Origin of the sequence: Haladaptatus sp. DYF46 (assembly GCF_021083305.1) — an archaeon.
Classification (GTDB): Archaea; Halobacteriota; Halobacteria; order Halobacteriales; family Haladaptataceae; genus Haladaptatus.
Map to the genome: position 1 here is coordinate 499702 of NZ_JAJFAY010000002.1, position 21982 is coordinate 521683.

General features: G+C 62.2%; 24 protein-coding genes. 12 read left to right on the forward strand and 12 right to left on the reverse strand.

What is annotated here, in order from left to right:
- Nucleotides 1–108: 108 nt before the first annotated feature.
- The gene (locus LJF34_RS13750) at nucleotides 109–612 is read left to right on the forward strand and encodes a DUF367 family protein (RefSeq protein ID WP_231185583.1); all 504 of its coding nucleotides are present in this window, start codon (nucleotides 109–111) and stop codon (nucleotides 610–612) included.
- A gap of 51 nt (nucleotides 613–663) precedes the next feature.
- Nucleotides 664–813 (forward strand): 50S ribosomal protein L40e, encoded by a 150-nt coding sequence (locus LJF34_RS13755; RefSeq protein ID WP_231185584.1) that lies wholly within the window; start codon nucleotides 664–666, stop codon nucleotides 811–813.
- Between the two features lie 66 nt (nucleotides 814–879).
- Here LJF34_RS13755 and LJF34_RS13760 read toward each other — a convergent pair whose 3' ends face one another.
- Together LJF34_RS13760 and LJF34_RS13765 are read right to left on the reverse strand one after the other, a co-directional pair.
- Complete coding sequence (locus LJF34_RS13760) at nucleotides 880–1425, reverse strand: GNAT family protein (protein WP_231185585.1); 546 nt, start codon at nucleotides 1423–1425, stop codon at nucleotides 880–882.
- A gap of 71 nt (nucleotides 1426–1496) precedes the next feature.
- Nucleotides 1497–2105, reverse strand: a complete 609-nt coding sequence (locus tag LJF34_RS13765; protein WP_231185586.1) for an MBL fold metallo-hydrolase — start codon at nucleotides 2103–2105, stop codon at nucleotides 1497–1499.
- 81 nt (nucleotides 2106–2186) lie between these two features.
- Between LJF34_RS13765 and LJF34_RS13770 the strand changes: the two genes are divergently transcribed.
- The 3 genes from LJF34_RS13770 (at nucleotide 2187) to LJF34_RS13780 (ending at nucleotide 3618) form a co-directional block, all read left to right on the forward strand.
- Nucleotides 2187–2366, forward strand: coding sequence for a DUF5786 family protein (locus LJF34_RS13770; RefSeq protein WP_231185587.1), 180 nt, complete (start codon nucleotides 2187–2189; stop codon nucleotides 2364–2366).
- Between the two features lies 1 nt (nucleotide 2367).
- A complete protein-coding gene (locus LJF34_RS13775) occupies nucleotides 2368–2928 on the forward strand; it encodes a DUF99 family protein (RefSeq protein ID WP_231185588.1) in 561 nt (186 codons plus the stop codon).
- Between the two features lie 102 nt (nucleotides 2929–3030).
- Nucleotides 3031–3618: a uracil-DNA glycosylase gene (locus LJF34_RS13780; protein ID WP_231185589.1), complete on the forward strand. Its 588-nt coding sequence runs from the start codon at nucleotides 3031–3033 to the stop codon at nucleotides 3616–3618.
- 119 nt (nucleotides 3619–3737) lie between these two features.
- On the opposite strand, the gene LJF34_RS13785 is transcribed toward LJF34_RS13780, so the two are convergent.
- From LJF34_RS13785 to LJF34_RS13800, 4 genes are all read right to left on the reverse strand, one after another.
- Nucleotides 3738–5315 carry a hypothetical protein gene (locus LJF34_RS13785; protein ID WP_231185590.1) on the reverse strand — a complete coding sequence of 526 codons (1578 nt, stop codon included), beginning with the start codon at nucleotides 5313–5315 and terminating at the stop codon, nucleotides 3738–3740.
- 271 nt (nucleotides 5316–5586) lie between these two features.
- A complete protein-coding gene (locus LJF34_RS13790; RefSeq protein WP_231185591.1) occupies nucleotides 5587–6030 on the reverse strand; it encodes a universal stress protein in 444 nt (147 codons plus the stop codon).
- Nucleotides 6031–6101: 71 nt separating this feature from the next.
- On the reverse strand, nucleotides 6102–7376 hold the full coding sequence (locus tag LJF34_RS13795; RefSeq protein ID WP_231185592.1) for an inorganic phosphate transporter: 1275 nt from the start codon (nucleotides 7374–7376) through the stop codon (nucleotides 6102–6104).
- Nucleotides 7377–7432: 56 nt separating this feature from the next.
- Nucleotides 7433–9616: a PQQ-binding-like beta-propeller repeat protein gene (locus LJF34_RS13800; RefSeq protein ID WP_231185593.1), complete on the reverse strand. Its 2184-nt coding sequence runs from the start codon at nucleotides 9614–9616 to the stop codon at nucleotides 7433–7435.
- A gap of 321 nt (nucleotides 9617–9937) precedes the next feature.
- On the opposite strand from LJF34_RS13800, the gene hisH reads away from it, so the two are divergent.
- Nucleotides 9938–10597, forward strand: a complete 660-nt coding sequence (gene hisH / locus LJF34_RS13805) for an imidazole glycerol phosphate synthase subunit HisH (RefSeq protein WP_231185594.1) — start codon at nucleotides 9938–9940, stop codon at nucleotides 10595–10597.
- Between the two features lie 13 nt (nucleotides 10598–10610).
- Here the strand turns inward: hisH and LJF34_RS13810 are convergent, their stop codons facing one another.
- Nucleotides 10611–10955: a hypothetical protein gene (locus LJF34_RS13810; protein ID WP_231185595.1), complete on the reverse strand. Its 345-nt coding sequence runs from the start codon at nucleotides 10953–10955 to the stop codon at nucleotides 10611–10613.
- Between the two features lie 184 nt (nucleotides 10956–11139).
- Between LJF34_RS13810 and LJF34_RS13815 the strand changes: the two genes are divergently transcribed.
- The 3 genes from LJF34_RS13815 to LJF34_RS13825 are packed head-to-tail and all read left to right on the forward strand — an operon-like array spanning nucleotide 11140 to nucleotide 14357.
- Complete coding sequence (locus LJF34_RS13815) at nucleotides 11140–12246, forward strand: tRNA (guanine(26)-N(2))-dimethyltransferase (RefSeq protein ID WP_231185596.1); 1107 nt, start codon at nucleotides 11140–11142, stop codon at nucleotides 12244–12246.
- Between the two features lie 36 nt (nucleotides 12247–12282).
- Nucleotides 12283–13509, forward strand: coding sequence for a YihY/virulence factor BrkB family protein (locus tag LJF34_RS13820; protein ID WP_231185597.1), 1227 nt, complete (start codon nucleotides 12283–12285; stop codon nucleotides 13507–13509).
- Between the two features lie 2 nt (nucleotides 13510–13511).
- A complete protein-coding gene (locus LJF34_RS13825; RefSeq protein WP_231185598.1) occupies nucleotides 13512–14357 on the forward strand; it encodes a phosphatase PAP2 family protein in 846 nt (281 codons plus the stop codon).
- Here the strand turns inward: LJF34_RS13825 and glnA are convergent.
- Complete coding sequence (gene glnA / locus LJF34_RS13830) at nucleotides 14354–15724, reverse strand: type I glutamate--ammonia ligase (RefSeq protein WP_231185599.1); 1371 nt, start codon at nucleotides 15722–15724, stop codon at nucleotides 14354–14356. The two genes, LJF34_RS13825 and glnA, sit on opposite strands and share 4 nt — an antisense overlap.
- A gap of 124 nt (nucleotides 15725–15848) precedes the next feature.
- On the opposite strand from glnA, the gene lrp reads away from it, so the two are divergent.
- The 3 genes from lrp to LJF34_RS13845 all read left to right on the forward strand — a co-directional run bounded on the left by lrp (nucleotide 15849) and on the right by LJF34_RS13845 (nucleotide 17465).
- Nucleotides 15849–16304 carry an HTH-type transcriptional regulator Lrp gene (gene lrp / locus LJF34_RS13835; RefSeq protein WP_231185600.1) on the forward strand — a complete coding sequence of 152 codons (456 nt, stop codon included), beginning with the start codon at nucleotides 15849–15851 and terminating at the stop codon, nucleotides 16302–16304.
- 42 nt (nucleotides 16305–16346) lie between these two features.
- Entirely contained in the window at nucleotides 16347–16997 is a 651-nt protein-coding gene (locus tag LJF34_RS13840; RefSeq protein WP_231185601.1) for a helix-turn-helix domain-containing protein, read from the forward strand.
- 138 nt (nucleotides 16998–17135) lie between these two features.
- Nucleotides 17136–17465 (forward strand): ArsR family transcriptional regulator, encoded by a 330-nt coding sequence (locus LJF34_RS13845; protein ID WP_231185602.1) that lies wholly within the window; start codon nucleotides 17136–17138, stop codon nucleotides 17463–17465.
- Nucleotides 17466–17647: 182 nt separating this feature from the next.
- On the opposite strand, the gene thsA is transcribed toward LJF34_RS13845, so the two are convergent.
- The 4 genes from thsA to LJF34_RS13865 form a co-directional block, all read right to left on the reverse strand.
- Entirely contained in the window at nucleotides 17648–19324 is a 1677-nt protein-coding gene (gene thsA, locus LJF34_RS13850; RefSeq protein WP_231186323.1) for a thermosome subunit alpha, read from the reverse strand.
- Between the two features lie 139 nt (nucleotides 19325–19463).
- Nucleotides 19464–20012 (reverse strand): KH domain-containing protein, encoded by a 549-nt coding sequence (locus tag LJF34_RS13855; RefSeq protein ID WP_231185603.1) that lies wholly within the window; start codon nucleotides 20010–20012, stop codon nucleotides 19464–19466.
- 281 nt (nucleotides 20013–20293) lie between these two features.
- The gene (gene rio1, locus LJF34_RS13860) at nucleotides 20294–21160 is read right to left on the reverse strand and encodes a serine/threonine-protein kinase Rio1 (RefSeq protein WP_231185604.1); all 867 of its coding nucleotides are present in this window, start codon (nucleotides 21158–21160) and stop codon (nucleotides 20294–20296) included.
- 46 nt (nucleotides 21161–21206) lie between these two features.
- A complete protein-coding gene (locus tag LJF34_RS13865) occupies nucleotides 21207–21866 on the reverse strand; it encodes a nitroreductase family protein (RefSeq protein ID WP_231185605.1) in 660 nt (219 codons plus the stop codon).
- Nucleotides 21867–21982: the final 116 nt, after the last annotated feature.

Genomic DNA, 21982 nt, shown 5'->3' on the forward strand with positions numbered 1-21982 from the left:
CACGCCTGTACAACGGAGGAACTGTTTCCATACGGCTCCGCATGCACCGCATCCCCGGCGGAGCCTTCTTCGCGCCACTTTTTACCGAGCCACGCCAATTCCCGTCCAGTGAACCTCCACGTCCGGTACGAGGGCGACGACGACCCGAAGAAGTGTACGGCGCGGAAACTCGCGCGGTTCGACCTGACCGAACTCCATCGGTCGGCGCGGGCGACGCCGTACGGAATCGTGCTCAATCCGCACGCGGAGCAGGCGCTGTCGCCCGCCGACCGCACCGAAACGGACACCCTCGTCGCCCTCGACTGCTCGTGGGAGAGCGCCGGGAAGGCGCTCTTCGAGATGCCCGGACTCCACCGCGCCCTGCCGTTTCTCGTCGCCGCGAACCCCGTTAACTACGGCAAACCGTTTCAGTTGAACACCGTGGAGGCGTTCGCGGCGGGACTCTGCATCCTCGGGGAGCGCGAACACGCGGAGGAGATACTGTCGAAGTTCCGCTGGGGGGAGACGTTTCTCGAACTGAACGCGGAACCGCTTCGCCGCTACGCCGACTGTGCAGATTCGACGGAGGTCGTCGCAGTTCAACAGGAGTATCTGGACGCCGGGGAGGAGTAGCGACGCGGCAACTCAATAACGTTTAAACGCGCGGGGAAGCAAACGCACCGTATGGCCAGTTTCGACGCAGCAGAGAAACGAACGCTCGAAAAGATGATTTGCATGCGCTGTAACGCTCGCAACCCGCAGCGAGCCGACAAGTGCCGCAAATGCGGCTACAGCAAGCTTCGCCCGAAGAGCAAGGAATCGCGCAGCGCGTAAGCGACCCGTCGGTTTTTCTCCGAATCGTACGCAGATTCCGAGCGGCGCGTTCCCCGGTGTCCGAACCTACTCGGCCCGTCCGAACCACTCGTCTTCGAGAATCGCGTAGAACTCGACGTCCACGTACTCGCCATCGAGGAACTCGGATTCGACGTGCGTCGCCTCGTGGCGGAAGCCGAGCTTTTCCCAGATTCGGGCGGAACCGACGTTCCCCGAGAACACGCGGGCGATGACGCGGTGGTGGCGGCGTTCGCGGAACGCGAAGTCCGTGATGAGGCGACTGGCGTCGGTGCCGTAGCCCTCCCCCCAGAACTCCTCGGCGAGCAGGATTCCGATTTCGACGTTCACGCCCGTCGAGTCCTTCGGATGGAGACCGATGGACCCCATCGCTTCGCCGTCGCGGCAGACGAGGAGATGGACGTGGTCGCCGTCGGTGTCGGAGGCGCGCTCCTCGTACCACTCCCGTTCCTGTCCGCCGTTGACAGGCGAACGGCTACCGAGAAATCGACGGACGTTCGGCGCGTTTATGGTGTCCTGCAGGAAGTCCAAATCGTCCTCTTCGATCGTTCTGAGTTCGATTCGGTCGCCGCGTAGGAAAACGGGTCCGGGCATAACGGAGAGAGATACGACCGAGGAGAAAAGCGTGTTCGATGCGTGCTATCGTACGACACCCCTGGAACGCCTCACTCGGGATACTTCGGTTCGCGTTTCTCCGCTCGCTCCAAGGCCGTCTCGATGACGTCACGCACCTCCCCGTGGAACTCCTCGCCGTGCCCGGCGTACATGTTTTCGACGGAATCGGGCATGCGCGCCAAGATTTCGCGGATGCTGTCGATGAGTTCCTCGCGGGACTGGCCCGCCATGTCGGTGCGCCCGAAACTGCCGTAATCGAACGCGCCGTCGTCGTGAACCACGACGTCGCCGCTGAAGATGGTCGAATCGCCGATGAAGGCGAGGTGGTCGTCCGCGTGGCCGGGCGTGTGGACGGCCTCGAACTCCTCGTCGCCGATTCGAACCGTGTCGCCGTCGGCGATGGGACTGTCACGGCGGGGATGCGGACTATACGCGAGGAGTTCCGCGTCGAACGCGTCCAGCACGGCATCGAGTTGCGCGACGTGGTCGCCGTGCTGGTGAGTGAGGACGACCGCGTCGAGCGTGTCCGTGTGTTCGCGGATGGCGTCCACGACGCCGTCCATCGCCCCGGCATCGACGAGAACCGAGCGCTCGCCGAGGACGAGATAGGCGTTACATGTGAACGTCTCGGCGTCGGCAGTGACGGTAATGACTTGCATATTGAAGCGTTTCGGGCCATCTGCCAAAATCCTGACGGGCGGCGAGCGTTTTTAGTGTCCGAAGTGCATACCATAAACCGTATGGGCTTCGGGAGCTACGACGAATCAGAACAAGAGAACCAGGAGTATAGCGCGGATCTGGACGACGACAGTGGCGTTGCGACGTCGGAACACGAACACAAGGGAAGCGTCGATTTCGAGATTGGGGCATCGAACGACGAACTGTTGGACCGACTCGACGAGATCAAAGACGAAGAGTAGCGTGAAATCCGGTGTTCGAGCGCTCGGTGTCGCGGAATCGTATCGCCGCGACACCAGCACGCTCGCTGGAGTCGTCACCCGCGCGAGCAGGGTGACTGACGGATTTGTTTTCGGGAACTGTACGGTCGGCGGAACGGACGTCACCGACGGGATTATCGACCTCGTGGAACGACTGGACCGCGAGGACGTCCGCTACGTTTTCGTCGGCGGTATCGCACTCGCGTGGTACAACGTACTGGATATGCACCGCCTCCACGAAGCCGTAGACCGCCCGGTCATCACCGTCACCTTCGAGGAGAGCGACGGCCTCCGCGAATCGCTCGAAACCGAGTTCTCCGGCGACGAACTGGACCGACGACTGGAGACCTATCGAACCCAACCGCCGCGGCGCGAACTCGCCGTCGACGGCGAGACGGTGTTCGTCCGGCAGGTCGGCATGGGCGAGGGGGACGCCCGCGATGTCGTCCGGTCGTTCACCCCGGAAGGTGGACGACCCGAACCGCTCCGTGTCGCTCGCTTGGCCGCCCGCGCCGCGGACGAGTGGCGCGGCGAGACGAACTGAGTGCGATACCGTCCCGGAAGGCATCGCATTATCGACCTTCACCGATCGCCTGTCGCGGCGTAGGCCGAGGATACTTAATGCATTCCGTCCGTCCGAGCGAGTATGGGAACGATGGAGGGACTGGACGTGACCGACTGTACGCGCTGTCCGTCGCTGGTCGAGTGCCGGAGTCAAATCGTCAACGGCGTCGGGCCGGAAGACGCGGACGTGCTGTTCGTCGGGGAAGCGCCCGGTGCGCGGGAGGACGACCGAGGCGAACCGTTCGTCGGCAGGAGCGGGTCCGTATTGGACGACAGGCTCCGCGATAAGGGACTGTCGCGGGCGGACGTTCGAATCACCAATTGCGTACGCTGTCGTCCGCCGGAGAACCGCGACCCGACGAAGGAAGAACTCGGCAACTGCCGGGAGTATTTGGAGCGAGAAATCGACCTCGTAAACCCGGACGTCATCGTCACGCTCGGGAAAGTGCCGAGCCAACACCTGCTCGACCGCGACGTGGCCGTGACGAAGGAAGCCGGATCGATAGAGACGGTCGAACTCGGCGGCACGAAACGCGACGTGCTCGTCTGTCTTCACCCCGCGGCGACGCTCTACGACAGGAGTCAGGAATCGACGTTCGAGAGCACGCTCGACAAAGCGGCGACGATGGCGGGTGCGAACGGCGGTCAGTCCAACCTCGGCGATTTCTGAGCGGACGGGGCGGACGGATTTCGGCGACGCCGTGGCTACGGAGTCGGACACGAACCGCGAGAAAATAACGACAGAATCAGCGGCCCTTTCTCTTCGTCACCGACGAGCCTCGAAACCGCTCAATCCTTGCACTTTTTCTTCTTGCCGTGGCGGTGCTTTTTCTTGCCGTGGCGGTGCTTTTTCTTGCCGTGGCGGTGCTTTTTCTTGCCGTGGTGATGCTTCCTCTTGCACTTTCCCTTCTTGCGGTGGTGGTGCTTTTTCTTGCCGTCTTCCTTGCACTTCCCGTCGTCCTGGTCGCTTTGGTTGCCCGCGTTCGATTCCGCGTACTGGACGTTTTCGTTCCGCTGATAGTTGAGCTGTTCCGCCGTCGCGTCGCCGTTGTCGACGGAGAACGCGATGGCGCTGTTCTGCTCGTTCACGTTCAGCTGTTCGATGTACTGTACCTGCTCGATTTCGGAGATGGCTTCCTGCGTGTTGACTTGATCGTGACCGTTGTCGTACGCGACAGCCCACGAACCGTCGCCCTTCGCGTCGGTTCCCTTCATCACGCCCTCGACCACCATGTGTCCCTCGTTCACGTTGACCGAGGTCGCCGAGGCGATTTGGGCGTTGAAGTTGCCCTGATAGCTGGCCTGCGTGGCCATCGATTCGCTGTCGTCCAGTGCGATGGCCAACGCGGCGTTCTGCACGCTGGAGTTCCGCTGGTTGACGTCCTGGAACTGGTCGATTTCGGATTCGGCACCCTGCTCGTTCGCCTGCATCGACCCGTCCGAACACCGTTTCACGTCCGAATCCGAGTAGTCGCCCGTCATCTGGGCGGTCGCCATGTACTCGTCGACCGAGGTCAGGTCGAAGTTGAGCGCCGTGGCCTTTGCTATCTGCTCGTTCCGGTTGAACTGACAGCTGATCTGCCACGCTTTGGCGACGCTCTCCTCACCGACGGCGAGCGCGACCGAGACGCCCTGTTTGTTGTAGTTCAGCTGGTCTACTTCCTGTGACTGGTAGACGGACGAGTCGGCGCTCTGGTCGTCTCCGTCGCCGACGTTCGCCGCGAGCGCTTCCGCATCCTGAACGTTCTCGTTGAGTTGGAAGCTGCGCTGGTAGGACCGAGCGTAGCTTTCGCCTTCCGCGACCGCGATGGCACGGCTCTGGCTGCTGTAGTTGACCTGATCGACTTCCTGTTCCTGGTCGATTTCGGCTTTCGCGGACTGCTCGCTCTGATACTCCTCGTCGCTGACGACCCAGCCCGAGAACTCGCTCGAACCCGACTCGTGAGCGAAGACGACGAAGGTGTTCGAGACGTCCTCGAACGTCTGCTCTTTGTGGCCCCCGTTCACGTTCTTCGACACCGCTTTGCCCGCCTGCACGTTCTGGTTGTTCTGGTACGTGCGCTGGATGGCGTCCGCCTGCCCACCATCTATCGAGATGGCGACGGCGTTCTCCTGCTGATTGACGTTCAGCTGGGAGACGTCCTGATACTGGATGACCTCGGACGACGACTCCTGTGAATTCGAGTGAACGTCGTCCTTGTGGTCCGCCAACCACGATTCGAGGTCGGCGTCTTCGGTATCGACGCCGAAGATGAGATAAACGTCATCCCCGTCCGCCTGCACGACGTCGCCGGACGCCGCGTTCGTCACGCCCGAAAATCGACTGGCTACACCGGCTCCGATGCCGGTTGCCGCCATTCCTTTCATATATCCTCTACGATTAAGCTTGCCGAGTGACCGCTTGTTTCCTCGCATGATGCAAGCTGGTAAAGTATCGTCTCGCATTTCGTTATGAGCCACCTGTGCAGAATACTAATCCGGTAGGAGCTAGTTATAAGTGAGAAACGACTAAAAATTGTCCGATATACAACACCTTCTCAACGATTGTATTTTTAGCGGAGAGTGAGAAGGAAACTGCAAGCAGCGAGGAATTCAACTGGAGCCATCCGAGCAATAAAATGTCGTCGACGCGAGAAAATCAGCGAACGACCGTCGCCATCATCGGTGCACGACGCATCACTTTGTCGGCGACTGAACCGAGGAGTATCTTCGAGACGTCGTCGCGTCCGTGCGTCCCGATGACGATGTGGTCGATGTCGTGTTCACGGGCATAGCGGAGGATTTGCCGCGCGGGTTGTCCCATCTTGACCACGCTCTCGACCGGAACGTCTCCGGCGCTCTCCCGTAGCTCCTCGTGCAGTTCGTGTGCGTTGTCCCATTCCTCCTGATACCACTCCTGCGAGTAGGCCGGCATCCCCGCCTTGCCGAGCGGCGACTGATAGCCCGGCGAAAGCGGGTCGATGTCGAAGGGATTGACCACGGTGATGACGGTGAGTTCGACGTCCGGCAAGGCGACCGCGTATTCGAACGCCTCCCTCGATTTCGGCGACCCGTCCACCGGAACGAGAACCTGTTCGGTCATGGCGCGTAAGACGGCGGAAACCAAGTAAAGCGGTTTTCTCTGCGCTTGGTACGAAGCGGGGTAAAACGAACTCACCCGACGTGCAAGACGAATTCGAAGATGAGAAACGACCCGACCGCAGAGAGGGTCGGCGAGAGTACCCACAGGAGGACGATTCGACTCGTCGCCGCCGGGTCGAACAGGTTTTCGGCCGTCAACTCCTCGACGCTCTCCTCGCCGATCGACGGCACCTGTCCGGGTTCACCCCCGTCCCCCACGGTGTTCGGGTCGGGAACCTCTCCCTCCGCCACGTCGCCGATGGTCGGTCCGGGTGGCACCTCGGATTCGCTCGTCTCCGCTATCAACGCACCCGAAGAGAGTCCCGCGGCGGGCGTCTGTTCGCCCTGCAACGCGGTGTCCGCGACCTCCGCGACGGTCACCGCGCGACTGGCGCGGCCCCATCCGAGGCCGATGATACACGACGTGGTGCTGACCGCGAGACTCGCCGGAATGCCGAGGCGCGAGAGGATCGTGATGATGGTCGCGCCGATGAGCGAGACGATGAGCGCCGCCAAAATCGGCAGGTCGGTGATTCCGTCGCTGATGGTGTCGAGCGTCCGTCGGGCGATGGTGAATCCGCCGAGGCCGATGGCCCCGATGGCGAGCAGGATACCTTCACTGGCGGTGATGGACCCGTTGCCGATGAGCGGGGCGACCGCGTTGGCCGCGTTCGACGCACCCGCACTGAAACCCATGTAGCAGGCGATGATGAGTACCGACGCCGCGCCGCCCGCTTCGCGTTTGCCGACGCTGCCACCCAACGTCGGTCGTGGAACCGACCCGGAGCGGTCGACCGTGAGCAATCCCCCCTCGATTCGCGAGAACGAGAATCGAGCGTCCAGATGCGGATAGAGGTATCGACCGACGACCAAGCCGACGACGAAGGCCGAAAGCGGCGCGACGATCCACGCCGAAACGATGGTGAACATCAGCGACTCGTTGAGCGTGTTCGACGCCAACCCCAACCCGGCGATGGCACCCACCGCCGTCATCGACGTGGACGCGGGCACGCCGAAGAGGTTCGAGATGAGGAGGGCGAACCCGGCGAAAAAGAGGACGACGATGCTCGTCACCAACGTGAACTGGCTCGCCGGGACGATGCCGTTGCTCATCGTCTCGATGACGTTCCGACCGACCGTCCAACCGCCCCAAAGGGCGAACGCCGTAAACAGCGCCGCCGCGCCGACTTTGCCGATGATTCGACTGCCGACCGCGGGACCGAACGCGACGCCCGTCGAGGAGCCACCGATGTTGTAGCCCACGAAGACGGCGACCATCAATCCGACTACGAGTAATGCTGTTACCACTCCGTTTCCCCCAATCGTACAACGGGGCCGAACTATTTCGTTCTTGCTCGGCCGACTCAAGCGCGAAACGCCGCCCAGCGGAGCATGTCGTCGAACTCGACGACGGACCCGTATCGGTCGTCCGGGTCCTCCGCCATCGCCGTCGAGACGACGTCGTACAGTTCGGAGGAAACGGCGTCGGAACGGAGCGACTCGTACTCGTCCGAGTCGGCCCCGGCCACGACGGCGGCGCGGTACTCGGGGTTCAGCATATCCAACGCTTCATCGGCGGGCGTCTTCCCTGTGAGCACGAAGGCCGCAATCGCGCCGAGACGGTACACGTCGGTTCGCTCGTCCGTCTCCCCGTCCGCGACTTGTTCGGGCGCGGCGTACGGCGACTGGTCGCGGTACTCGGCGAGCGCGGCGGCGAGTTCCCAATCGGCCACGGCGACGTCGTCGCCGTCGAGGAGAACCGATTCCGGGGTCAGACCGCCGTGAATCAAGCCGTCGCCGTGTGCGTCGTGGACCACGGCGTTCGCGTCCGAAAGCGCATCGAGGCGCTCCTCGACCGACCGGGAGGGGTCGGCGAGCGACCCGTCCCCGTAGTACGGCAGTTCGAAGCTCTCGCCGTCGGTTTCGAGGACGGGGACGACGCCGGGTCTGTCGCTCATCTCGGCCCAGCGTTCCGTGGCAGACCGGAACGGTTCGGCGACGTCCGGGTCGGTCAGTCGCCGCGCCGCGACGATTTTCGGACCCTCGTCGCTACGCTTTCTGACGCGATACGTCTCCGTGAACTCGTCGGCAGCGATGCGGTCGAGGCGACCGTACTCCGGTTCGGTATCCGATTCCGCGGCGTCCGCCGTGGCCGCCTCCTCGTCGTCGTTGAACCGCCGATAGGCGGCGAACGCCGCCGTGCCGAGGACGCCGGCCGAAAGCGCCATCCCCGGAACCGACGAGAAGAAATCGCTCGTGCCGTCGACGACCGTGGAGACGAGCGAATGGTGGCGGTCGAACGCGTACAGGCCGCCGCGCGTTCCGAAGAAGACGTCGTCGTGCGTGACTATCGTGCTGACCGCCCGACCCGGCCCGGTGAACGACCACTCCAACGACCCATCCTCGGCCGAAAGCACGTAGAGGGTTTTCCCGAGCATGGCGTAGACGAGTCCGTCGCGGACCTCCAATATGATGGAGTAGTAGTTGTCGGGAACGTCCGTCTCGAACGTCCACCGCTCCGTGCCGTCGGTCGCTATCGAGTAAATCGAACCCTGTCGGTTCGCGCCGAACACCGCACCATCGGCGACGACCGGGTCTACACTGACGGGAGTCACGTCGTCGTACTGCCAGATTATCGCCCCGTCTTCCGCGTCGACGGCACGGAGGGTCTCCCGCCACACGTACACGCGTCCGTCGTCCGTAACCATCGCGTTGCCATCGGTGACGGACCAACGCTCGCTCCCGTCGGCGGGGTCGAGCGCCCACAGGTCGCCTTCGACACGACAGAAGACGTTCTTCTCCGTGACCGTCTCCACGTAGATGCTCGTTTGCCCCCACGACTTCTCCCATCGTTTCGTCCCGTCGGCCGCAGAAAGCGCGTACAGGATATCCCGTTGGCTGACGTACAGCGTCCCGTCGGAGAGGATGAGGTTCGAAACGTCGTCCCCGCCGATATTGTATCCCCACGCTCGCTCACCGGTTTCCGTATCGAGCGCGAGGACCGAATTGCCCTCGTTCGAAACCAGATACACGCGCTCGTCGTCCGCTTGCAGGCGGGCCGAGTACGAACCCGCGGGTTTGCGCCACCGTATTTCTCCAGTTGCCACATCGATGGCGACGAGCTGTCGCGCTTCGCCGTCGGAGTGCTCGTCGCTCCTCGCAGAGATGAACATCGTTCCGTCCTCGACGACGGGAAGTGTTATCACCGTAAATTCGTGGGACCATTTTTCGTGACCGTCTTCGACGCCGAGACCGTGGAGTGCGTACTGGGGGGGACCACCATCGGTTCGTTTGACGGTGATAGTGGCTAAAACACCGTCCTCCACGGCGATGGGATAGGCGAGTCGGGGCGACTCGTCCGAGGACGACTCCATCGATTCGGGGAACGTCCACGCCGGTTTCGGCGCGCCCTCCGAGGACGTCGACGTTCCCATCGTCGTCGTTCGTCGTGTCGTCCGCTGTGCGTTGCCGATGCCGACCGTCGCGCTGAGCGTTGCCGTCGTCGTCAGGAACCCACGTCTGGAGAGCGAGGAGGGCGAGGGATTCATACTCGTAGCCACTGCGTGGAGTTATTTATAGTTGGAGATGTGGAACGAATCTCCGAGCGGGTCGAAATCATTTCCGAGCCGATACGGCCATTCGCACGGAAACGCCGCGGAGGTGGTCCACAAAGTGCGTGAGGGATCCTCGACGGACTTCGTTTCCTCGCAGGTTCGAACGTGTTTCTTGGCGGACCGTTTCGACGCTCACCAGGTGGGAGAAGATGACGGCGATGGCGAGCATCATGTGTGCCAATCATAATCGCGGGAATGAGGTCATATTTTGGAGCAACACGAAACCGTTTGTATCGGGAGTCACAATCCACACCCATGGAAGGGAGCACCCACGCGAAGCAACGGACCGCGTCCGTCGTCGTGGTCGATTACGGCCTCGGCAACCTCCGAAGCGCGGTCAAGGGCCTCGAACGCGCCGGTGCGGACGTCGAGGTGTCCGACGACCCGGCGACGTTCGAGACGGCGGACGGCATCGTTCTGCCCGGCGTCGGCGCGTTCCGTGAAGGCGTCGAGAACGCCGGACCGTACCGGGAGGCGCTCGTCGATGCCGCCGAGAGCGGAACGCCGGTGTTCGGTATCTGTCTCGGCATGCAGATGCTGTTGACGACGAGCGAGGAGGCCGAACACGCCGGTGAAGGTGACGTGACGGGACTCGACCTGATTCCGGGAACGAACGTCCGGTTCAGCGGCGAGCAGAAGGTGCCCCAGATGGGATGGAACGAACTGTCCGTCGAACGCGACCATCCGCTCGTCGATGGCGTGGACGGCGAGTACGCCTACTTCGTCCACTCCTACTACGCCGTCCCCGACGACGACGATGCCGTCGTCGCCACGACTGACTACGGCACGGACTTCCCGAGCGTCATCGCCAACGAGTCGGGAACCGTCTTCGGCACGCAGTTCCACCCCGAAAAGAGCGGGGAGACGGGACTCCGCATCCTCGAAAACTTCGTGGACTACTGTCTCGACGGATAGAACGGAAATCGAATCACAGGAACTCGCGCACGTCGGAGTACCACATGTCGTGGTGGTCCATCGCGTCGATTCGGCGGGCGATTTTTGCGGCGAGGACGTGCCAGCACAGGTCAGTGGGGTCGTCGGGGTCCAGATTGTATTCGCTGTCCCGGCAGGTACACCCTTCCTCGACGATGTACTCGTCCTCGAACCCGACGACGACGACGAAATCGCGGTACTCCTTGACGCGACGTTCGGAGACGGCTTCGATGGCCTGTCTCCCCCGGTCGTCGTGTGCCGACAGGATGCGACCCACGATGTCCGGCGTGAGCGTCTGCACGTCCGCCAGTTCGGCCTCCCACTCCTCGACCCGGTTCATCGTATCCACTCCTCGAGGGAGCGCGAACGACCGGGGGGGTTCAAAGCCGAACGCACGGGCAATCGGTTCGGACGGACGTAATAAACCCGTTCCGGTAGCGAGGAGACGAGTTCGAGGTTGACCGCCGACCACCGCCCGTCGACAACCCGTATCCCTTTTCGGGACGGAACGCCGACGGGCACACATGAACGTCCGCGAAGGAGGCATCGAGGTGGAGGTCCCCGAACAGGAGGGGGACGCCATCATCGACGACGTGTTTTTCAATCCGGTGCAGGAGCTAAACCGGGACCTGACGGTGGCCGTCCTGCGAACGTACCGCGACCGCGAACCGCGAGCGGAGTACTATCTCGACGCGATGGCTGCCTCGGGGATTCGTGGAGTCCGCGCCGCCGCGAACGGGTGGAACGTGACCTGTGCCGACATCGACCCGGACGCGGTCGAACTCTGCCGGGAGAACTTCGAGCGCAACGACCTGCCGGGAACGGTCGTTCACCGGAACGCCAACGCGCTCATGCACGAGGAGGTGTTCGACGTGGTGGACATCGACCCGTTCGGAACGCCGATTCCCTTCGCCGACGCCGCCTTCGCGAACACTCGCGATTTGGTCTGCGTGACGGCGACGGACACCGCGCCGCTCTGTGGCGCGCACTTTCACAGCGGCGTCCGGAAGTACGGCGCGACCCCTCGGAACACCGATTATCACGCGGAGATGGGCGTCAGAATCCTCCTGTCGGCGCTGGCGCGTACCGCCGCCCGCTACGACAAGGGCGTCACGCCGCTCTTGACGCACGCGACCAGCCACTACGTGCGGACCTACCTCGAACTCGACGAAGGGGCGACGACGGCCAACGGGGCCATCGACGAACTCGGCCACCTCTATCACTGCGAGGACTGCCTCCATCGGGATCACGAGTACGGACTCATCGCCGACGCGCCCGAAACCTGCCCGGCCTGCGAGGGCAACCGCCTCCTCACCGCCGGACCGGTATGGCTCGGCCCGACGCACGACGCCGAGTTCGTGGATGGGGTGCGGGAGAACGTGACCGACGAGATGGGAACCGCGAAGAAAGCGAACAAACTCCTGACCCAGCTCTCGGGCGAACTCCACCGCCCGACCCACTACGACCAACACCGCCTCTGCAAGGAGTGGACGCGCTCGGCCTCCGGAATGGACGAGTTCTTGGAACGCCTTCGGGACGCGGGGTACGAGGCTTCGCGCACCCATTACGGCGGAACGACGTTCAAGACGCCCGCCGACGTCGTCGAGATTCGCGAGGCGACGCACCCGTAGCCAACGCTTTTGGTCGATTTCGTGGAAGTACCTGCCGTGACTATCGGAACGACGGCACGCGAAACCATCGACTACGCGCGGGAACAGGAAATCACGTTTCTCGCGGCGGGAATCGCCTACTACGCGTTCGTCTCCATTCTCCCGGCCCTGCTGTTGGCGCTCGCCATCGCGTCGTTCGTCGGCGGCGATGCGTTCGCCAGCAACGTCGTCGACACGTTTCAGACGTTGCTCTCGCCGAAGGCGAAGGACATCGTACAGGATTCACTCTCCAACGCGTCGGGGCGGAGAAACGCGACCATCGTCGGGTCGCTCGTCCTCGTCTGGAGTACATTGCGAGTGTTTCGAGGGCTGGACGAGGCGTTTTCACGGGTTTACGGCGTCGATGAGGCCGAACCGTTCGTCGAGACGATGACGGACGCGGCCGTGGTGCTGACGGTCATCGCGCTCGGCGTCGCCGGGGTCGCGGTGGTCAACGTCCTCCTCCCGAGCCTGTCGTGGATACCGTTCGAGAAGACGCTCGTGTCCGTCGCGCTCCTGTTCGGACTGATTCCCGTTTTCTTACCCCTATATTATTTCTTCCCCGACACCGATGTTACGATTCGAGAGGTCCTTCCGGGGACCGCGTTCGCCACGCTCGGGTGGACCGCCCTCCAAGCGGTATTCAGCATCTACGTCGATTCGGCGGCGCAGTTTTCCGCCTACGGCGTCCTCGGCGGGGCGCTGTTGTTGGTGACGTGGCTCTACCTCGGCGGCATCGTCCTGCTGTTCGGGGCGGTTATCAACGCGGTTCTCGCGGGACGGCATTTCAGGAAAACTAAAGGCGTGGCGGGCATCAGGGAAAGACAGCAGGGAGTCAAAGGAGAGGACATGACCGACGATACAGAGCAGTCCGCACCGGACATCCTCGAACTCCACGACGACGTAGAACGGCTACAGTCGGAGTTCGAGGAGTTCGAGCACGATGTCGATGAGCGCACAGTTCAAAAGTCCGAACTGGAGTCGGAACTGAAGGGATACGTCCGTAGACGGATGCGTCGCGGCCACGCGCGTGGATGGGGTCCGTACATCGTCCTCCTCTACGGGACGGCGATGACGCTCGGCGCGTTCCGATGGCTCGACGGCGGATGGGCGATCGGGGCGATGGTAGTCATCTGGCTCTCCACGCTCGGTCTCTACACCCTGATGATGCTCGTCGGATTCGGCGTGAGCGCCGCGAGCGTTCCGGGACGCGTCGGTGGACGAATCAGCGACTGGCGCTCGTAGTCATGACACGTGGATGGGGCATCGTCGAACTCCTTCACAAGACGCTGCCACACTGGATACCGAAGGTGTTCTCCGTCGTCACGCAACTCGGCGACGTGTGGCTGTTGTTCGTCCTCGGTGCGCTCTTGTACTGGTACACCGACGACCGCGACACGTTCGGATTCCTCCTCGGCGCGACGCTAGGTGCACTCTCGTTGACGCTCGCGCTGAAGGGATTCTTCGCGCTGGCGCGCCCACCGGACGCGATTCGGTTCGCCGAGGCGACGGGATACGGGTTCCCGAGCGGTCACGCGCTCGGTTCGACCGTGTTCTGGTTCCTCCTCGCGCTGTCGCTCGACCGCGGATCCCGACGAGCACGACTCGCCGCCGCGAGCGTCATCGTCGCGGTGGTCTGCCTCTCGCGTCTCGTGCTCGGCGTCCATTTCGCGGTCGACGTGGTGGCCGGCGTGGGCGTCGGACTCGTCTACCTCGCCGTCGTGATTTGGGGACTGAAGCGGCGGCCACGGGCGGCGTTCGCCCTCGCGGTTCTCTGTGCCATCGCCGCGGTCGGTATCGCGGTGTTCATGTCGCCGGTCGAAGCCGCGCTGGCGCGAACCGATCTGGTCGATGCCGTCACCGCGCTCGGCGGCACTATCGGTGCGTTCGTGGCGTGGGAACTGGTCGGCCCGCCGGACGGGACGGTCGGACGCTGGGCGAGCGTGGTCGGCCTGTTCGTCTTCGGCATCCTGTCGGCCATCGGACTGCGGGTACCGCTACCGCTCGTCGTCGTTTTCCTCATCAACGCCGTCGTTCAGGGTGGAATCGTCGCGTATCCAAAAATGGTGGATCGCCGGGGAATCGACGGTTAGAACTTCTCCAGGTACTTCTCCTTCTCCCAGTCGGAGACGAAGACGCGATAGTCCGCGTAGTCCGCGCGCTTGGCTTCGATGAACTTCTCGGTCACGTGCTCGCCGAGGCCTTCCGTTATCACTTCGTCGGCCTCGAGCGCGTCGACCGCTTCGTCGAGGGAACCGGGAAGCGTCGTGATACCGTACTCCTCGCGCTTCTCGTCGGTGAACTCGTAGATGTCTTCGCGGACGGGTTTGCCGGGGTCGGCGTCGTTTTCGATGCCTTCGAGCCCGGCCGAGATGACGGCGGCGAGGGAGAGGTAGGGGTTGCACGACGGGTCGGGGCTACGAATCTCGAAGCGCGAACTCGCACCGGCGGCGTCGGGAACGCGGATGAGCGCCGAGCGGTTGGTGTCGCTCCACGCGACGTAGACGGGCGCTTCGTAGCCGGGGACGAGGCGTTTGTAGGAGTTGACCGTCGGGTTCGTGACGGCGGTGAACGCTTCCGCGTGGTTCAGAATGCCGCCCATGAAGTTGTACGCCGTCTCGGAGAGGTTGAACTCGTCGTCCGGGTCGTCGAACGCGTTGCCCTCCTCGGTGAAGAGGCTGATGTGGCTGTGCATGCCCGAGCCGTTGATCTCGCTGATGGGCTTGGGCATGAACGTCGCGTGGATGTCGTTCTGTTCCGCGACGGCGCGGACGACGGCGCGGAAGGTGGCGATGTTGTCCGCCGCCGCGAGCGCGTCCTCGTATTTGAAGTTGATCTCGTGCTGACCGTCCGCGACTTCGTGATGGCTCGCTTCGATCTCGAAGCCCATCTCCTCCAGCGTGAAGATGATTTCGCGGCGAACGTCGCTCGCCATGTCCTTCGGCGCGAGGTCGAAGTATCCGCCGGAGTCGTGCGGGATGGTCGTCGCGTTTCCGTCCTCGTCCTTTTCGAAGAGGAAGAACTCGGGTTCCGGTCCGATGCTGACGGTGTAGCCCATCTCGTCGGCCCTGTCGAGGACGCGTTTCAGCACTTGGCGCGGGCCGCCGTCGAACGGCGTACCGTCGGTGTTCACGACGTCACAGATGAGACGTGCGCTCGCCGAGTCGCCGTTGGAGCGCCACGGGAGAACCGCGAACGTCGATGGGTCCGGTTCGAGACGCATGTCGCTTTCCTGAATGCGCACGAACCCTTCGATGGACGAGCCGTCGAACCAGATACCCTCATCGAACGCTTTTTCGACCTGATGGGCCGGGATGCTGACGTTCTTCACCGTTCCAGTGATGTCGGTGAACTGGAGACGGACGAAATCGACGTTTTCGGTCTCGATGGCATCGAGAACTTCCTGTTCCTCCGCGGATAACCCCGTATCCTCATTGGTGGCAATATTTCCGTCTGTCATCTTTATAGACACCCTACGAAAATACATCCACCATTAAAACAGTATCGGTTGGCCAACTGTGCGATTTTGGCCTAGAATTGGATATTCGTAAAATTCTAATGGGTGGAGTGAGTTGGTAGGTGTAATGACGTACGAAAATCTGGATGCGAAACTCGTAAACGAACTACTCGGCGACGGGCGAGCGAGCCTCCGAAGTCTCGCGGAGAAACTGGACGTGTCGGTCACGACCATCTCCAACCACCTCGCACATTTGGAAGAGCAGGGAGTCATCCAAGGGTACTCCCCGCGCGTCGATTACGACGAGTTGGGCTACGACGTGACTGCAGTCGTCCAGTTGAAAGTCGAGGGGAACGCCCTCCCGGAAGTGACCGAGCGACTGCAGGACCACGATCAAATGATAAGCGTCTACGAAGTCACCGGCGATTACGACATCATCGCCATCGGCAAGTTCACCGACACGGACGGGATGAACGACCAGATAAAGAAACTGCTCATCGACCCGGACATCAAGGAGAGTAACACGAGCGTGGTCCTCAACGCCGCGAGCGAACACGAGCAGTTCAAACTCGACGAGAAATAATCGACCAATACTACTTAGAACCCGGGGTGAGTCTCCTCGGTAATGAGTGTCATTGCGGAGTTCACCATCCGTGCGCCGGGCCTCGTCCTCACAGCGACGCTCAACGCCGTCCCGGAGATGACCGTCGAACTCGAACAGCAGATGGCGAGTTCAGACGAGACCGCGCTTCTCATCGTGTGGGCCACGGGCGGGGACTTCGACGCGTTCGACGACGCACTCCGCCATGACCCGACCATCGAATCGCACGAGATAGTCGAAGAGTTGAACGTTCGGAAGCTGTATCGACTGTGGATGGATCGAGACGAACTCATCGATGTGTACCCTTCCTACCAGGACATCGGTGCCGTTCCGATGGCGGGCCACGGCGCATCGGGCGCGTGGACCCGGCGGGTTCGGTTTCCCAAACGGGACGCACTGGTGGAGTTTCAACGGTTTTGTACCCGGAACGGGATCGAGTTTTCCCTCAACCGGTTGTACACGCCGGGAGAGAAGGAATCGGCCTTCCACCTCACCGAACCACAACGCGAAGCCCTCGTCGCCGCATACGACTCGGGGTATTTCGGCGTCCCGCGCGACGCCACCCTCTCCGAGTTGAGTTCGAGACTCGATATCAGCAAACAGTCGGTTTCCGAACGACTTCGACGGGCGCAATCGCGCCTCGTCGAGAACGCGGTTCTCGGGGAAAAAGAGTAGCAATGAAATGAAATGCCTGAAATATAAGGCTATCTTTCAGATCGGTTCGAACACATTATACGAGTATCAGAACGCACCCACCACGATTCCAACCACAGTCGTATCGATGGATACACACAATCGCTTGAACCTCCACAGATGTCCCCCTTAGATAATATCGACACGCCCGCCCCGTCCGTCATCTTCTCCACGCTCGCAAGCGCGCGACGCAGGCTCGTATTGCGAGAACTCCTCGAACACGGACCATCGCTCACGGTGGATGCACTCGCCGAACGGATTTCCGCCCACCGGCCGGACACCGACCCGAGACGGGTGTTCGCCCAACTCCATCACAGCCATCTTCCGAAGCTCGAAGATTCCGGCATGGTTCGTATCGAGGACGACCTCGTAACCCTCGAAAAACACGCGAAAGCCATCGAACCGTACCTGTTGCTCGCCGACCGGTACGATTCGACGCGCGAAAAATAACGACTACCGCGGGAGTTCAGCCGAAACCGACCCGTGGAATAGGTCGAAACGGATATTTTATCGTGAGCGGTTCGTCTCGCGGGCGAAGCCCGCTCGACATTCGAGGTTCGGTACGAACCTCTCTTACATCGTCTCCGTCAGACGAGGCCTGACGGTCTATGAAATTTCTCCTTCGTCGAAATTTACATAGCGCCGCCCATACCACCCATACCGCCCATGCCGCCCATGCCACCCATTCCGCCGGGGGCACCGCCGGGCGCGCCGCCTTCGTCATCGTCGTCGCCGACTTTGCCGCCGGAGAGGTCACCGGCCGCGATGACGTCGTCGATGCGAAGGAGCATGACGGCCGCTTCCGTCGCGCTCTCGACCGCTTGGGTCTTCACTCGGAGCGGTTCGACGACGCCGTCATCTTCCATGTCCACGATGTCGCCGGTGTACGCGTCGAGTCCGGCGCTGGTTTGGCCGGCGTCGTGTTTGCTACGGAGGTCGACGAGCGAGTCGATGGGGTCAAGTCCCGCGTTCTCCGCGAGGGTGCGCGGGATGACTTCGAGCGTGTCCGCGAAGGCTTCGACGGCCAACTGTTCGCGGCCTCCCACGCTGTCGGCGTAGTCGCGCAGGGCGAGTGCGAGTTCCGTCTCCGGAGCGCCGCCGCCGGGCAGCACTTTGCCGTCTTCGAGGGTGACGCGAACGACGCCGAGGCTGTCCTCGATCGCGCGTTCGACTTCGTCGACGACGTGTTCCGTGCCACCGCGGAGGATGAGGCTGACGGATTTCGCCTCTTCGACTTCCTCGACGAAGATTCGCTGGTCGCCGCCGACGTCCTTCTGGGCGACGCTTCCGGCGAATCCGAGGTCGTCCTCCGTGATGTCGTCGGCGCTGTTGACGAGGGTCGCGCCCGTCGCGCGGGCCAGTTTCTGCATGTCGCTGGATTTCGCACGGCGGACGGCGAGGATGCCCTCCTGTGCGAGGAAGTGCTGGGCCATGTCGTCGATACCGCCGTCGACGAAGACGACGTCAGCGCCGACATCGACCAGACTGTCCACCATATCACGGAGCTGTTTCTCCTCTTGGTCGAGGAACTGCTGGAGTTGGTCGGGGTCGGTGACGTTGACTTCCGCGTCGATCTCCGTCTCCGCGATTTCGAGCGCGCCGTCGATGAGGGCCACGTCGGCGTCCTCGGCGAAGTACGGCATGTTGTCGTGAACGCGCTCCTTGTCGATGATGACGCCGTCGACGAGTTCGGAGTTGTCGATGGTACCACCGACGACCTTCTCGACTTTGATGTTGTCCGTGTCGACGCCGTCCTCGTCCGCGACGCTCTGGACACCGTCGACGACGAGTTCGGCGAGGTGGTCCTTCGCGTTCTCCGCGCCCTTGCCGGTCATCGCCGTAGCGGCGATCTTCTGCAGGTATTCGGTGTCGTCGGCGTCGACCTCGATGGCGTTCTCTTCGAGGACTTCCTTCGCCTTCTCGGCGGCCTGTCGGTATCCCTGTGCGAGGGTCGTTGCGTGGATGTCCTGTTCGAGGAGGTCCTCCGCCTTCTGGAGGAGTTCACCGGCGACGACGACGGCGCTGGTCGTTCCGTCGCCGACCTCGTCCTCCTGCGTCTGGGCGACTTCGACGATCATGTTCGCCGCCGGGTGCTCGATGTCCATCTCCTTGAGGATGGTCACGCCGTCGTTCGTAACGACGACGTCACCCATCGAATCGACGAGCATTTTGTCCATCCCTTTCGGGCCGAGTGTGGTACGTACGGACTCCGCGACCGCCTTTCCGGCGGTGATGTTCATCGATTGTGCGTCCCGTCCGGAGGTTCGCTGGCTGTCCTCGGAAAGAACGATAAGCGGCTGATTGCCCATTGGCTGTGACATAGTCATCGGATTCGTTGATTGCGATTCTATATAAAGCTTTTCATGGCGGAGTGAGAACGTGGCACACAGGACCCTCGTAGGCAAGCGTCACGAAATAACACGGAGTATTTATATGCGATTCGAAGGATCAGCCACCGAACTGGTGGTACTCCATCCCCTGCCGCTTCATCTCGTTGCGCTTGCGTTCGAGGAACGAGTACACCGACCCGTGTGGTGCACCGTCGAGGAGCATCTCCGCCGCGCTTCGGACGGCCTCGACCTGCGGCGGTTGCCCGATGATACCGAGCGTCGAACCGTAGATGACCACGTCTGCACCCGTCAGTTCCTCCATCAGCTGTCTCGTTCTGCCGTTCTCGCCGATGAGACGGCCTTTGTGTCGCTGGAGGTCGTTCTTGTTGCGTGCTGCGGCTTCGATATCCACGAGGTCGAACAGCATCATGTCGTCGTCGAGGAGGGCGAGCGCCTCCTCCGGCGAAAATCCGCGTCCGATGGCCTTGACGATATCCGGCGCTTTCAGTCCGCGAACGGGATCACCCGTCTGTTCGACGCGAACGGAACCGTCGTCCGAGTCGATATCGAGACGCACCTCTGCACGGCTTTCGATTTCGCGCATCGTCTCACCACCCTGCCCGATGAGAACACCAATCCTGTCCTGCGGAATCGTCACGTGCTTCATACGAAATCCTATCACATGAGGCCGTTTAAGCCCTTCCCTACCACCTTTTGCTGCAGTCGCAGGCAGAAACGACGGCTATCGCTGTCGTCGTTTCTGCCGGCTCCTTGGCAAAAGCTGGACCAAAAACCTCCTCACCCCCTTCGGGGGTTCGTCGGCCCGGAAAATCTCCGATTTTCCGGTGGAGAAGCAGGGGCGATGGAGGTCGTGTCATCGGCCGTTTCGGGTGATTGTGTCGCCTGTCGTCTTGATGGTCGTACCGTTGTGCGATTCCGCCGAAAAAATCACAGTTCCGACTCGGCGTTCTCCCGAATCCACGCTTCGAGTTCGTCACCGTGGATGTCGATTCCTTCCCGGCGGAAGAACGAGGCGACGTTTTCACAGTCCCGAGTCAGGAACTCGCCGCTGTTCGGGTGATGGAACGTGACGGCCTGCCCCACGTCGATGATGCAGAGTTCGCCGTTGCTGACGAGGATGTTGTACTCCGAGAGGTCGCCGTGAACGAGGCCCGCATCGAACAGTCGCCGCATGTACTCCCGAACGACTTCGAAGGCTGTCCGTGGGTTTTCGAGTCGCGCGTCCGCGAGCGTGGGCGCGCGACGGCCGTCGTTGCCCATGAACTCCATCACCAACACGTTCCGCTGGACGGCGATCGGTTCCGGGACACGAACGCCCGCCTTTCGGGCGCGTTTGAGGTTGGCGGACTCCTTTCTGACCCACGCAAGGACGATCCGTTTTTTGTCCCCGCCGAGTTCCTCGAACCGGGGGTCGCCGACGAGATACTCCCGCATGTCGCGGAAGTTGCTGGCGCTGATACGATAGATTTTGACGGCGACTTCCTCGTGTTCGCCGTCGTCGCCCAACGCACTGTAGACGGTGGCTTCTTTCCCCGAGGAAATCGGTCCGCCGAACGCTTGGACGTAGCCGTCTTGAACGAGTTTGTACAGCGCAGCGAGGGTGGCGTCGTCGAACACGGACTGCTCGACTTTGAACTGATCGGAGTCCTTGACCCGTTTTCTGAACTGGTTGAACTCGCGGTCACGCCGCCGTGCGATGCGGTCCGCTTCGGTGTCGGAGACGTCTATCTCCTCCCACTCGTCGCCGGGGGCGTCCGCGTTGTCCGGGTCGAGTAATCCGTACTCCTCGTTCATCTACCCCGAACTATGTGGAGGAACCGTAAAAGGGTGGCCCGTTCGGTCAGTAGGATTCGCGGTGCAGGATTTCCTCGACGGACCGACGCGGCAGTCGCTCCGGTTCCTCGCCGCCGCTCGGTCCCACGGCGAGCAACATCACGGGAATCTCGTCGTCCGGCAGGTCGAGGAACTCCGCGATTCCGTCTTGGTCGAATCCGATCATCGGCGTCGCGGTCAGGCCGCGTGCATGCGCGGAGAGCATGAGGTTCTCGGCGGCGAGGCTGGCGTTCCGAATCGCGTAATCCCGACCCATTTCGTCGTCCTCGTACATCTCGGCCGTCTGTGCCTTCGTCTGCTGGGCGGATTCCTCGTCCATGCGACCCGCCTCGGTCCACTCCTCGAACACGCGGTCCGCCGTCTTGGCGTTCGTGTGGCCGACGACGAGGATGGCCGTCCCCGCATCGCGGATGTGCTCTTGCCCGTAGGCGAGTTCGACCACTTCGTCCAGTCGTTCCTCGTCCTGCACGGCGACGAACTCCCACGGTTGGAGGTTGTACGAGGAGGGCGCGATCGCCGCGTCCTCGATGAGCGCTTCGAGCGTCTCGTCGGAAACGTCCTCCTCCGGGTCGAAGTTGTGGCCCGAACGTCGGGTTCGCAGTCCTTCGATGAGGTCGGGAAACTCCGTGTCGTGTGCAACGTCTTCGGTGGCGAGTTGTTCGGACATACATGTCACAAGGAACCGGGTATTTAACCCAAGCACGGAAACGGCCGCGATTTCCGATTGGAGTGTGGTAGCAGTCACCGCTGAAAAGGTCGTTGCAGTCGCTATCGGTTCGTGAA